Raw genomic sequence first — 13256 nt, 5'->3', positions numbered from 1 at the left:
CATAGCAGCCGGTGATTCTCCTTATCACGGCGACTATCGTATGAGTGGTGGTGTTTGGACCAGCGCAGATGGAACGTACGTTATTACCAGAGGTGGTGATATCTTTTTGGCATCAGATATGACTTATGTACAAGGTTTAACTGGTTCAGGTGTGCGTATCAGAGATGCTGTGTTTAATTTGAGCGAAAAGAGAGTGACTGTTGCGACAGATGATGGCTACGCGACAACTTATTCTACTGAAGACTGGTCGGAAATTTCGTCGACATTTGTCGACCAGTATGCGAATTTGATTAAAGTTATTGAAAACCAAACAAGTGGTAAACGTTTGGTGTTCAGTAGTGTTTCAGTTACTGCACTAGATTAAATCGTTAAAATAAAGCGACAGATAAAATATATCTGTCGCTTCCTTCTTTACTGACAGCTTACCTTGCCAGCCGCCAAAATATTCGTCATGCCATCGGTATAACTTGATAAAAATGGTGTTTTACCGCCTTTACCTGCAGATGCAACTAAGTAATCACGTAAATCCGAGCCTGCCGTAAATTTATTTGCAGCAAAACTTTGTTGTGAATCCGCATGGTATTGACCCAACATATCTAAATCATTGCCTACTTGAGTATCGAGTGATGCTGAATTACCGGTTAATTCACATTGCCCGTTTGCTTCTACTACAACTGAATTTTTCACCGTTAAGTGACCTTCTTTGACTGCTGCATCAAATAGATTGGTTTGCCAATCGACTAAATCATCACCTTTGGAGTTATTCACATTGTTGATAACTAAGTTGTCTTCAAACAGAGCGCTGCCGCCGACACGTACACTTAAAATATCTTTGCGGTAGCCATAAAACACATTGTTAAATAAGTGCGTTTGACCACGGCGCAATAAAGGCACACGGCGTAAGGTATTAAATTTACTGTCACCGAAATAGCTATCCGTAGTGACAAATAAGTTGTTATGAATACTGGTGGTGATTTGTGAGTTGATTGTGCGACTGTCGCTTGAACCATGTAAAGACGCGCGTTTTACATTGATTAACTTGTTGAACGAAACTGAAATGTTGTAAGCACCCACTTTGACATCAAAAGCTGAATCACCTGTGTTGTCGAAAGTATTTTGATGGACCCATATATCGTGTGATTCGCCAGTTGAACGTATCATATCCGGATCTAAGTCGTGATCTTCAGTGTGGCCAACGCCAACAAAATAGTTGTTGGTGATAATTACGCTATTGGCAGTTGTTGTTGCTACACCACTGCTATCACCACCAATTGCGAAGCCGTTAAAGACAAATTTAGCATTCGCGCCACGACCATCAATTGTTGTATTACTCGATATTTTGTAGTTGCGAATGGGTAAGTTGCTGTCGTTCAGTTTTGTATTGAAAAAATGTTCTAAACAATTAGCATCTGCTACGCCGTTTTGACTACACCAAGCGATTGGATCTTTACAGGTAGCTTCATCAGCAGCTAAATGAGTTTGCACTGCCGCTTGACTACAGTAAGGGCGGTACATCATCAATTGTTGTTCAGTGGCGAAGTCATTTTTATCAAACACTATCCAATGATAGTCATCGCTAGAAATTGCATTTAATAATTGCTGCTCTGCATCTTGTTTAGTGATTACAACTAATTTGCTGCCGCCTGTTGGGTTGTAACCACCCAAGGCATTTTCACCAAAACCTATAGGTTTGCCGAGCGAGCTTGCTAAACATTCAACAATTTCTTGGTCGGTTTGCAATGCTGATTCACGCCAGTTAACCGCTGGGTTATTAACTAAATCAGCACAAGTGGCATCTGGGTAAGTTACAGCAACTTGGTTGCCTGAACCAGCTGTATTGTTGCTACTACTATCACTATCACCACTGCCAGGATTTGCACTTGTATCTGTGCCTGAACCTGAACCTGTATTCGCAGAGCTATCCGCTTGATAATACACTTCAAACTCAGCGATTTGTGGTGCCGCTGATGCTGAAATTATCTCAAAGTTTAGTTTCGAAGATGAAATAACATCAAACTGAATTGCACCATTAATACCTGTACCTGAGTCCAATACTGAGCCTGTATCATTGTCGATTAGTTGCCAGTCTTGAATTGTGCCTTCACTACCGCTTGCTTCAACAATAACCACAGTATTCATTTGCCCTGAAAGGCCTTTTACTGAGATGCGGCCACTGGTGCCACTTGGAGACCAGTAGCTAGACAAATCGCCATCTTTAACATTGCCATAGCTGCTGCCACTGGCTTTTGAGCTACCGTCAGCACCACCAGATAAAGATAGATTTACACCACTGACATCAGTGCCGCCATTTGAACCCGAATCGCCACCTGAGTCTCCACCTGAATCAGTTCCGCCGTTTGAACCTGAATTTGAGCCAGAATCTGTACCACCTGCAGTATTATCGCCTGTGCCAGTTATATGAGTTACACCACAGCTACCATCAGAAACGGCTAAACCTTTGTTGGCACCGGCTGTCGCTAAGATTAAATCTTTTACACAAGTTGCATCGTCTAGCGCATAGTCGTAAGCAATATCTATGCTAGTGGTTGATACTGGGTTAGGGCCTGCTGGATAACTTTTATCCCCTTGTATCGACCAAGTAACAGTATCTGCCCAAATATTGCCGCTGACGTCCCAATACCCTAAATCATTGGTATAAAACGTACCTAGTGGGTTTTTGGCATTTTCAAAAACGTTGTTTTCCGCTTTCATTTTGCCGCCAATACGCGGATTCATCCCAGATTCATTCAGGCCATCGTAATAGTTGTTATAAGCATGCGCTGTTGCATGGCGTAGCAATGGCGTACGTGAATCTAGGTTTAAATAATAGTTATGATGGAAAGTCACTGGGCCATTATTGTTGTCGCCGTCGGTCGAACCAACTAAACCACCACGGCCTGAGTTCATTAAAATGCTATACGACAAAGTTACATATTTAGAATTGGCTTTCATATCAAACAAAGCATCAAAACCTTCGTTTTCACCGCCGCTTGCTTCTAAGGTGACATGGTCAACCCAAATGTTAGATACGTCTGATTCCATACCAATTGCATCGCCGCCGTTTGAAGTAACTGAACCTGATTTTTTGACGTTCTTAATATGGATATTTTGGATGATAATATTCGATGCTTTGCGAATATGAATGCCGATTTGATCGAACAAGGCGCCGCTACCAACACCAATAATACTGATATTGCTAATTTCTTTTAGTTCAATTACGTCTTCGGCTGTATTACAGCTGTCACCCGATACTCGGCTGGTATTGGCATGATTAATTGTACCTTCAACTTCGATAATAATAGGTGTATCGCTCGAAGCACGGGTACATAAAGCAGTATGTAATTCTGTACCTGTTGATACTTTTACGACCTGACCGCCTTCACCACCCGTAGTACCGCCATTTAAGCTAGCAAAACCAGTTACACCATAGTCTGTGGTGCCAGTGTTGTCGCCACCGCCAGTGTTATCTCCACCGCCAATGTTGTCGCCACCGCCAGTGTTATCACCACCCGGTTGTTCGACAGAGGTATCTGTATCAACTTCTGAGCCAGAGCATGCTGCTAACAAGCCAACTGAGATGGCAAATAGCGCATTTAAATAAAATTTATTCATGTATTTAAGCATCCTAAATGGATAGTTTTTTAGCTATCTAGTTTGTGTGTTTTTTTGCCCAATATAGCAAATGCTACCGGTAGCATATCACGCTAATGTAGAAAAGATGTATCTTTTTTGTAATCGAAAACGCAAAATGATTTTATTTGTTAATCAGAATTGGATGACGTACAACATCACTTTGATGTGCTATTGACCAAAACCGCCTAAGTTTCAATTGTTAGATTAAGAGGTATAAACAGATGGAAAAAATAGCATTTGTGATGCAGCTAAATGAGGGCTGCGAAGCTGAATATGAAAAACGCCATGATGAAATATGGCCAGAATTAGTCAGCGAACTCAAAGCTGCCGGTATTGAAGACTATTCAATATTTTTACATCCAGAAACACTGCAATTATTTGCAGTGTTATGGCGTAAACCTGATCATACTATGGACGACTTACCAGCAACCGCTGTTATGCAAAAATGGTGGGCGTATATGGGCGATATTATGCAAGCAAACTCAGATAATAGCCCAGTAGTGACACCTTTAACTAAAGTGTTTCATATGGCCTAGGGTAAAACCCTAGCGCCATCTTCTGTATGTATTTTCATTGTCATGGACGACAATAATTTGCACTTACCATCAATTTGTTGATAACTGCGTGAGAAATAATATTGGTAATGGCGGATATTATTTTCATCAGCTTCAGTTGGTCGCAGTTTATACACATGCGAAATGCCCATCACAGACCAAGTATCTTGCCCTTGGATAAAGTGCTCTATAACTGAGGTGCGTTGCACAGGCGTTTCATAGTTGTCGGCGGCTAAACGTTTAAGCAAGCTGGTTTTAGTTTCTGTCATGCTCTTAAGGTTGTGCACCCAAATAAAGTTATCTGCCAGCACTTGCTGTAAAAAGTTACTGTTGGCGTTTTTAATCGCCAATTCAAAGTTGTTATCTAATGCCGATACTTGTTGCTGATTGTTACACTGAGCAGCAAAGCTTGCTGGCGATAACAGCATAAGCAAGAAGCTGAACAAGAATAATCGAGTTTTCATAATTTTATAGTTGATGTTTTATTGTACATCTACTCTAATTCAATAAATCAATTTCTCCAAATATGGAAATATGGCCATGAAAAACCAACCTATAGATCCACAATTGTATGCGTTGTACGACGAATATTGCCACTCGGCGATGAGCCGGCGCGAATTTTTAAATAAAGCGGCAAAACTAACGATTGCCGGTGGTTCGGCAATTGTCATGGCACAAGCTTTATTACCCAATTATGCCCATGGCCATACAATTTCATTTACCGATAGCCGGATTAAACCGAGTTATGTTGAATACCCATCGATTGGTGGTAACTCGGGTAAAATGCGTGGGTATTTGGTTGCGCCTGCTGGCGAAGGGCCATTTCCGGCGGTATTGGTTATTCACGAAAACCGTGGACTCAACCCCTATATTGAAGATGTTGCACGTGCTTTAGCGGTTGAAGGATTTCTAGCTTTAGCACCGGATGGCTTGTATCCAGCTGGTGGATATCCTGGCAATGATGACGACGGTAAAATAATGCAGCGCGCATTAGATCAAGACAAGCTATTTAAGGACATGCTTAACAGTGCATACTTCTTAAAGAACCATGTGTTATCAACAGGTAAATTAGGTGCGACAGGTTTTTGTTTTGGTGGTGCTGTGGTTAATCGTTTAGCAACAGATATGGGCGCAGATTTATTGGCAGGTGTGCCATATTATGGTCGAGCGGCTAAAACTGAAGATGTCGCGAACATCCAAGCTGAGTTAATGATCCAGTATGCTGAGCAAGATCCACGAGTTAATGCGATGCGTGCTGAATATGAACAAGCATTAACCCAGCATAAGAAAAAATTCGTTATGCATGTTTATCCAGATACCCAACATGGTTTTCATAACTTTTCGACACCAAGGCATAACCAAACCCAAGCGGATATTGCTTGGCAGCGCACCATTAGCTTTTTTAAACGCACATTGGCAAAGTAGCTTGAATAAAAATCAGCGCGGGTTAACCAATATAACCCGCGGTTTTTAACGCAAATACCCCAAGTGAAATACTCACAGTGCTTAATAAGGTGGTAATGGCAATTACTTCAGCTGCCAGTTGCGCTTGATTAGTCATTTGTTTGGCCATTACGTAACTTGCAGCAGCAGTGGGTGTGCTCATATAAATAAATAATAAAGTGATCTGCTCAGCACTAAAACCAAACAAAATTGCACCGGCAACCGCAACGGCTGGCATTAAAACCAATTTAACTAAACAGGCGTACATAACCCACTGTTTATTTTCTTTTAAGCTCGCGAGTTGCAGGCTACCTCCAATACAAATAAGCGCCAGTGGCAAACTTAAACTAGCAAAATAATTACCTGTTTGTTTAAGGGCGGAAAACAGCGGAATACCTAAAATTGACCAGATGGTTGCAATGCTAATCGACAGAATAAGTGGATTCATCAACAAACTTTTTAACCGCGCCCAGCTAAAAGCTTTGCTGTCTGTTTGCAAAATAAACACAGCGACTATGTTGTAAACCAAGGTCATAAAGCCTAAATAAACCGCGGCTAATGCCAGTGCATCCGCATTATCTGTATAGATATTAAATATTAGCGCTAGGCCAACAATTCCCATATTGCCGCGATAACTCGACTGCACGAATACCGCGACTTTTTGTGCATCTTTGGAAAAGAATTGACAAAAGATTTGCAAAAACACTACTGTGCCAACTGTTACTGCCAAAGCATAACCTAAATAAACTAGGTTAAAATTCTCGACAATTGGCGCATCGGCAATTTTGACAAACAATAAGCAGGGTAGCGCGATATTAAACACCAACTTGTTACCTATATCGGTAAAATGCTGGTCGATTATGCGCCGGCGTTTTAGCCAAATACCTAAACACAGCACCACAAGTACTGGCAAAGTTACATTTAAAGTAAAAATTATATTGTGAAGAAAATCGGCCATATAACTGCTTGTTTAATTGAATGCGAACTAGCTTTATAGTCGTTGGTTCGTAGCTAAAAATCAATGTTGGAGATTGTATATGCTACATCAGTCTGTTTGATTGCCCGCAGAACACATGGGCAGATTTTTAGGACTCACCTATACTTAGAAAATAATTTTAACTTTGGGGTGATTGCGTGCGCTTACTGATTATCTGCTTAATATTTGCAGCAATACCAGTGCGGTTATACGCGTGCATCACTTTACCTAAACAAGAACCAAATAAGTTAGTACACAATCAATTTTTCATCTCTTTGTTGGAGCGCACATTAGCTGTTACTGAGCCTGAATTTGGCCCGTGCAAAATCAATTACTCTACTCAAGATTTAACTCACAAACGTATAGATCATCTGCTCAAACAGGGCAGGGTTATTGATTTAACCTGGGCGCCAGTCACTATTGAGCGTCAGCAAGATTACCTAACTATCAACGAACCCTTGATTAAAGGGTTATTAGGCTTTCGCATTATGTTGGTTAAACAGAGGAATGTGAATTTATTACAAGGAGTCGATTCGTTAGAAAAACTCAAACCGTTTCAATTTGGCTTGGGTTATGGCTGGCCAGATGTAGATATCTACCAAGCAAATGGTTTAACCGTTACTCAAGCTTCAACTTTTGAACAATTATTTAAAATGTTAGCTGCGGGACGTTTTCCATTATTTTCACGTGGTTTTAATGAGGTTTTACCCGAGCTGCAGCTACATAAAAATAAACAACTGGCGATAGACCCGCATATAGTTCTGATTTATCCCTTGCCTGTGTATTTTTACGTTAACAAGAACAATCATATGTTGGCAAAAAGATTATCGACTGGCATAAAAATGCTGCGAGCTTCGGGAGAGTTCGACCATATCTTTTATCACGACCCTGATATTGTCACCAGCTTAAAAGCGCTCAATTTAGAGCGCCGCAATAAAATATTTTTGTGTAATCCACATTTACCTAAAGACATTCCGTTCAACGATACTAGCTTATGGCACTTTCCGTTAGAGAAAACCAGTTGCCAATAACTAGCGGTGTCTTGAGTGATAACTCTATGCTTAAATCTAATATTAATTACCGCAGATTGCGGTATAAGGATAGCGTCTTCTAATAAATTGCAAAAAGGTGTATGTTGTTTTATTAATCTTACACCTAATAACTCTAAGCAAATTATGGAAAATCATTCACTAACAAAACGGAAATTGGTTAAACAAATTGGTAGTTGTGCTTTAGCTGCACCTTTTGTGGCTAATGCGGTAAATGCTAGCGCCAAAAGCTTAACTGAATCCACTAACCACTTAGCCGACCAGCATGAGGCTTGGCAGCAAGCGCAGCAGATAATAGATAATATTCAAACTCCAAAAATTCCACCGGTGGCAGTTGCTTTAGCAAAATTTAATCCGCAAGCCGATGGCACGGGAGACAATACGCAAGTATTTTCCAAAGCCATTGAATATTTGCATCAACAAGGTGGAGGCAAGTTAATTGTGTCGGCTGGCGTGTATCAAACTGGGCCAATTCATTTGCAGTCAAATATTGAGCTGCATGTTGAAAAAGATGCAGTTATTTCGTTTTTTGCCGATCCTGAAAAATACCAACCTTATGTATTAACTCGCTGGGAAGGCTCGGATGTACTGAGTTATTCGCCGCTGATTTATGCGTACAAAAAACACGATATTGCGATAACGGGCGAGGGCACTTTGCAAGGCAATGCCAGTGCTGATCATTGGTGGCCGTGGCGATACAAATGGAAACGCGGCAAGTTAAATTTGATTGAGGGTGAAAGCCAAGATATCACCCGTGATCAGTTAAGAAAAATGACTGCCGACGGCACACCAATAGAGCAACGTGTTTTTAAACAAAATTTTTTGCGTCCAAGTTTTGTTCAACCTTATTTGTGCCAGCGTGTATTAATTGAAGGAGTAACCTTGCGCAATTCACCTATGTGGATGCTACACCCGCTAGTCTGTTCAGACGTTATCGTGCGCAATGTACAATGTTTAAGTTTTGGGCCTAATTCTGACGGCTGCGATCCTGAATCCTGCCGTAATGTATTAATTGAAGGCTGTGTGTTTGACACAGCGGACGATTCAATTGCCATTAAATCTGGCCGCGACCAAGATGGACGCAAACATGGCATAGCCAGCGAAAATATTGTTATCCGTAATTGCAAAATGTTGGATGGTGACGGCGCTATAGCCATTGGCAGCGAGATTTCTGGTGGTGTGCGCAATGTATTTGTCGAAAACTGTTTTATGGACAATCCAAAACTGTACCGCGCAGTGCGAATTAAAACCAATTCGTCTCGCGGCGGTTTTATTGAAAATATCTACATTCGCAATTTAACGGTCAATAAAGTTAAAGACGCAATTGTGATTAACATGCGCTACAACGAAGATAAAATTGAGCCGTATATTACCCAAGTGCAAAATATTCAAATTGAAAATGTACAAGTGGCTGACGCAAGGCGCGCGTTTATTTTAAAAGGTGATCCACGTTTACCATTGAAACAAGTTAAGTTACAGTCGATAGACGTTAAAAAAGTTCGAAAAGAAGATATTATTCAAGATGTTGCTGAACTCACCCAACACAAGATAATTGTTGCGGGGAAAAACCGTCAGCTAGGATAAATACCCCGAGCTCAGCTTAAATAATTAAATAAAATTGGGAGTCACTCAAATGCGCAAATTCGTCGCGGCACTGATTACTGGCACATTGTTAACTGCATGTGCCAGTACCGAACAAAACTCAGCAGAGCAAGGCACAGCCGTTACTTTGTATAAAGCACAAATGATCAGCGGGGCTAAACCGGCTGAAAATACCGAAAAAGTACACAGCACTAATCATAATGATGAATTTGTAATTCAAATTAGCCAGCCAAGTTTAACCGCTTATTTGCCTGACGCGGCCAACCGTTCTGACAAAGCTGTGATCATCTGCCCTGGCGGCGGTTATTTTGGTTTGTCTATGTTAAAAGAAGGCCAACAAGTGGCGCAGCGATTTGCGCAAAATGGCATTAGTGCGTTTGTTTTAAAATACCGCATGCCGTCAGACACTTGGATGGAAGATAAATCAGTTGGTCCATTGCAAGATGTGCAACAAGCTATCGCCCAAGTAAAATCGCAAGCGGCAGACTGGGGCATAAATCCACAAAAAGTGGGCATTATGGGGTTTTCTGCGGGTGGCCATTTAGCCGCAAGTGCAGCAACACATTATGATAATCCGGTTAATCATGGTTATAGCGCGCATCAAGTTAAACCGAATTTTCAAATTTTAGTTTATCCAGTAATTAGTATGCAGCCGCTGATCACGCATAAAGGTTCACGAACTAATTTATTAGGTGAAAATCCAACGGGTGAACAAATCGACCGTTTTTCCAATGAATTAAATGTTAGTGAAACTGCGCCGCCTGCTTTTATTGTACATTCAACTGACGATGTTGTTGTGCCAGTCGCTAATGCTTTAGTGTATTACCGCGCCTTGGTCGATAACCAAGTGCCAGCACTGTTAACCATATTGCCCGATGGCAACCACGGTTATGGCATGCGTCATCCAATTGATTGGTTTGAGCAGTTATTAAATTGGTTAGAAACACAATGAGACAAGTCGCAAAAGTTTTAACCCTAGCCGCTGCTTTTATTAGTGCAGCGGCTTTTGCTGATGGTTGAATGTAAATTTGTAATGTCGTGAAGCTGGGTAAAGTGACAGATACTAACCAAGCTTTAACGTTCGGGGTTGCTTTCGAGTTGTTGCCCATTGTGAGTACATTAAATTAAAAGTGTTCTGGAACACATCACCTACTTCAAATACGACTTCAATATACCCACTACATCGTCAACTTCGTGTTGGCGTTGTTCCTCGGATAACTGATTATCACCTAAATGGTCACGAATATGTGCTTCAAGTACGTGATTCATCAAACCATTTACAGCCCCTCTAATAGCACTAATTTGCTGTAACACTGCAATACATTCATTGGATTGGTCGAGTGCTTTTTCTAAAGCGCTGACTTGTCCTTGAATTTTTTTTACTCGGGTCATCAAAGCTTTGTTGTTTTTGTTTAAGTGCGCCATAAGTTACTCGCTGGATCTAATAGGTATACTGGGGTATAGTATATTAGATTGAAGTTAGCTTCCAAGTTTATTGCAAAATTTATAAGGTTTTCTCGTGCAAAATGATCATGGCCAACAATGCCAATATGCGCATAAATTTACCGTAGACAACCGCGGCGCCGAGCGCAAAGTAAATATGGTATTTGCTTTAACTACTGTCACTATGGTGATAGAAATTGTCGCGGGTAGTTGGTACGGCTCTATGGCTTTGTTGGCAGATGGTTGGCATATGTTGACTCACTCAGCGGCCTTTGCCATTTCTATGTTTGTTTATTGGTATGCGCGCAAAAATGCCAACAACCCAGCTTTTACTTTTGGTACGGGTAAAGTAAATGCCTTAGGTGGTTTTGCGAGTGCGGTTGCTTTGGGCACAGTTGCTTTTATGATGGTAATTGAATCGACCGAGCGCTTATTGGTACCTGAAAGCATTCAATTCAATCAGGCGATTGCTGTGGCTATTTTGGGTTTTATCGTTAACTTAGTTTCTGCTGTGTTGCTGCACGATAGTCACGGACATGATCATGGGCATAGTCACCACCATCATAGCCAGCACAATCACGGCCATAGCCATGATGATCACCAGCATTCGCACGAACACTCACACGCGCACGATCACAATTTAGCCGCGGCTTATTTTCATGTATTGGCCGATATGCTCACGTCAGTGCTGGCAATAGTCGCGTTGATTTTAGGTAAATATTACAACTGGTTATGGGCCGATGCTTTAATGGGTATTATCGGCTCTGTGGTTATTGCGAAATGGGCCTACCATTTAATGGTAAATAGTAGCCATATTTTATTGGATAAAACAGAGCATGATGATTTAGCCATTCAGGCGCAACAAATCATTGAGCAGCAGGGCAGCCAAGTAACAGATTTACACGTGTGGAAATTGTCTAGCCAGCATACAGCTATGATAATTGCGATCAGTTCAGCACAGCCAACTAGCCCTGAAGAATATAAGCAGTTGCTACAGCAGCAACTGCATATAGATCATATAACGGTTGAAGTGAACTTGCATGATTAAAGCGTTTTTAGGGTCTACTAAGCAAATTCAAAACCTTCGACATTAACGTTAGATATTGCATCTTTGGTTAATTGGTCGGCAGTAACATTAGCTAACTGCACGTTTTTAACTGGCATCTCAGCTTGGCCTTCAATATTACAAATAAAGTCGGCTTGGTTGAGGTGAATGTCAGATAAATAAATATCGCTAATTTGAGTTAAACGGCGCTCATAAGTTGGCACTAAATCTTTCCATTGGTACAGCACATCGGTTTCTATACTGAGTGCACCACCTTTAACCGCACCGGCTTTAATATTGCGGATAATGATATTTTTAACATAACCACCACGGCGCTCATTGGTTTTAATTAAGACAATATTGCCTGTGCCAACTGAATATTGGGTACCATCTTCAAAGCGGCAGTTTTCCACCAATACATTTTCAATACCACCAGATAACTCGCTGCCTACAGCAACTAGCTGGTGGGCGCGTTTAATTAAACAATTGCGCATCACTAGGTTTTTGGTTGGGGTATTTAACCGCCAAGCGTCTTGATTACGCCCAGCTTTAATCGCAATAGCATCATCACCTTGGTCGAATACACAATTTTCAATTAGCATATTCTGGGTCATTTCAGGATCGACCCCATCATTGTTGTGGCCGTGTGCTTGTACTTTGACATCGCGGATCACCACGTCTTTACACAAAAACGGATGTAATACCCAAAACGGACTATCTTGAATTTGAATACCTTCAATTAACACGTGTTGGCAAGGGTTAAACTGGACAAAATGTGGGCGTAAATTAGCGCCTTCATAGGTCATTTGTCTTTGTTCTACTGGCACATCTTTAGCGGCCATATGGTACAAGTTGGCTAGTGCATCCATATGTGGTTTGGGTCTTTTGTACCAAACCTGCCAAACATCTAATTTAGCTTGCAGTTTGCCTTGGCCACTAATAGAAACCTGCTGGCTCGGCAGAAAACAATAAAGTTGCACCTTCGGCTAAGTGCAAATCAACAAAACTTTTTAAATGAATTTTTGCACATATCCATTCTCCGGCTGGAATATATACACGTCCACCTTGGTTGGCATTGGCGGCTTGTATTGCGGCGGCGATTGCTTGTTCATTCGCTTGTTGGTTATTTGGCTGCGCGCCATAATCACGAATATCAAACACCTTAGCTTGGCTGAAATCAGCAATTTGAATTGCCGGCATATTAAAAGGTGTCTCAAGTTGAATTTGCTGCACAAAAACTCCTAATTACCCAAGCCAAATTGTTTGGCTTGGGTAAGCTAAATGGCTACATATTAAAACGTAAACCTAAACTAAATTGACGACCCGTATGGTTGTATTCACGCATCAGGTTCATGCTGCCGTCACCTGTCATATGGTGACAGTCTTGAATACTCGTCGGTTAGGTTGATAATTTCGAACGAAACCGTCATGTTTTCAGTAATGTTATAGAAGGATGAAAAATCTGTGTCAGCCTAGTTTAAATTTAAATATCTAACTTACTGTCCAATCGC

General features: G+C 41.2%; 13 protein-coding genes. 7 read left to right on the top strand and 6 right to left on the bottom strand.

Annotated elements, in window-relative coordinates:
* On the top strand, positions 1 to 364 hold a 364-nt coding region (locus WSC_RS21610), incomplete at its 5' end, for a hypothetical protein (RefSeq protein WP_202801990.1).
* Between the two features lie 47 nt (positions 365 to 411).
* Here the strand turns inward: WSC_RS21610 and WSC_RS24575 are convergent.
* A complete protein-coding gene (locus tag WSC_RS24575) occupies positions 412 to 3612 on the bottom strand; it encodes a pectate lyase family protein (RefSeq protein ID WP_082196098.1) in 3201 nt (1066 codons plus the stop codon).
* A gap of 242 nt (positions 3613 to 3854) precedes the next feature.
* On the opposite strand from WSC_RS24575, the gene rhaM reads away from it, so the two are divergent.
* Positions 3855 to 4169 (top strand): L-rhamnose mutarotase, encoded by a 315-nt coding sequence (gene rhaM, locus WSC_RS0102355; RefSeq protein WP_016954306.1) that lies wholly within the window; start codon positions 3855 to 3857, stop codon positions 4167 to 4169.
* Here the strand turns inward: rhaM and WSC_RS0102350 are convergent.
* On the bottom strand, positions 4166 to 4651 hold the full coding sequence (locus tag WSC_RS0102350) for a nuclear transport factor 2 family protein (RefSeq protein ID WP_169315451.1): 486 nt from the start codon (positions 4649 to 4651) through the stop codon (positions 4166 to 4168). The genes rhaM and WSC_RS0102350 overlap by 4 nt on opposite strands.
* A gap of 76 nt (positions 4652 to 4727) precedes the next feature.
* Here WSC_RS0102350 and WSC_RS0102345 point away from each other — a divergent pair, with 76 nt between their 5' ends.
* Complete coding sequence (locus WSC_RS0102345) at positions 4728 to 5612, top strand: dienelactone hydrolase family protein (protein ID WP_016954304.1); 885 nt, start codon at positions 4728 to 4730, stop codon at positions 5610 to 5612.
* Between the two features lie 22 nt (positions 5613 to 5634).
* Here WSC_RS0102345 and WSC_RS0102340 read toward each other — a convergent pair whose 3' ends face one another.
* On the bottom strand, positions 5635 to 6588 hold the full coding sequence (locus tag WSC_RS0102340; RefSeq protein ID WP_016954303.1) for an AEC family transporter: 954 nt from the start codon (positions 6586 to 6588) through the stop codon (positions 5635 to 5637).
* 218 nt (positions 6589 to 6806) lie between these two features.
* Between WSC_RS0102340 and WSC_RS0102335 the strand changes: the two genes are divergently transcribed.
* The 3 genes from WSC_RS0102335 (at position 6807) to WSC_RS0102325 (ending at position 10209) form a co-directional block, all read left to right on the top strand.
* On the top strand, positions 6807 to 7637 hold the full coding sequence (locus tag WSC_RS0102335; RefSeq protein ID WP_202801989.1) for a type 2 periplasmic-binding domain-containing protein: 831 nt from the start codon (positions 6807 to 6809) through the stop codon (positions 7635 to 7637).
* Positions 7638 to 7781: 144 nt separating this feature from the next.
* Positions 7782 to 9239 carry a glycoside hydrolase family 28 protein gene (locus WSC_RS0102330; RefSeq protein WP_016954301.1) on the top strand — a complete coding sequence of 486 codons (1458 nt, stop codon included), beginning with the start codon at positions 7782 to 7784 and terminating at the stop codon, positions 9237 to 9239.
* A gap of 49 nt (positions 9240 to 9288) precedes the next feature.
* Positions 9289 to 10209 (top strand): alpha/beta hydrolase, encoded by a 921-nt coding sequence (locus WSC_RS0102325; RefSeq protein WP_016954300.1) that lies wholly within the window; start codon positions 9289 to 9291, stop codon positions 10207 to 10209.
* Between the two features lie 197 nt (positions 10210 to 10406).
* On the opposite strand, the gene WSC_RS0102315 is transcribed toward WSC_RS0102325, so the two are convergent.
* The gene (locus WSC_RS0102315) at positions 10407 to 10682 is read right to left on the bottom strand and encodes a metal/formaldehyde-sensitive transcriptional repressor (RefSeq protein WP_016954299.1); all 276 of its coding nucleotides are present in this window, start codon (positions 10680 to 10682) and stop codon (positions 10407 to 10409) included.
* A gap of 94 nt (positions 10683 to 10776) precedes the next feature.
* Here WSC_RS0102315 and dmeF point away from each other — a divergent pair, with 94 nt between their 5' ends.
* Complete coding sequence (dmeF, locus tag WSC_RS0102310; RefSeq protein ID WP_016954298.1) at positions 10777 to 11748, top strand: CDF family Co(II)/Ni(II) efflux transporter DmeF; 972 nt, start codon at positions 10777 to 10779, stop codon at positions 11746 to 11748.
* 17 nt (positions 11749 to 11765) lie between these two features.
* Here dmeF and WSC_RS21600 read toward each other — a convergent pair whose 3' ends face one another.
* Both WSC_RS21600 and WSC_RS25115 read right to left on the bottom strand, forming a co-directional pair.
* A complete protein-coding gene (locus tag WSC_RS21600) occupies positions 11766 to 12725 on the bottom strand; it encodes a glycoside hydrolase family 28 protein (protein ID WP_050996082.1) in 960 nt (319 codons plus the stop codon).
* Positions 12682 to 12978, bottom strand: coding sequence for a glycosyl hydrolase family 28-related protein (locus tag WSC_RS25115; protein ID WP_050996079.1), 297 nt, complete (start codon positions 12976 to 12978; stop codon positions 12682 to 12684). The genes WSC_RS21600 and WSC_RS25115 overlap by 44 nt, the downstream gene beginning before the upstream one ends.
* Positions 12979 to 13256 lie beyond the last annotated feature (278 nt).

The organism is Catenovulum agarivorans YM01, from assembly GCF_000281085.1.
Lineage (GTDB): Bacteria > Pseudomonadota > Gammaproteobacteria > Enterobacterales > Alteromonadaceae > Catenovulum > Catenovulum agarivorans.
The sequence above is the reverse complement of the archived record's forward strand: the minus strand, read 5'-3'. Positions and strand labels throughout refer to the sequence as shown.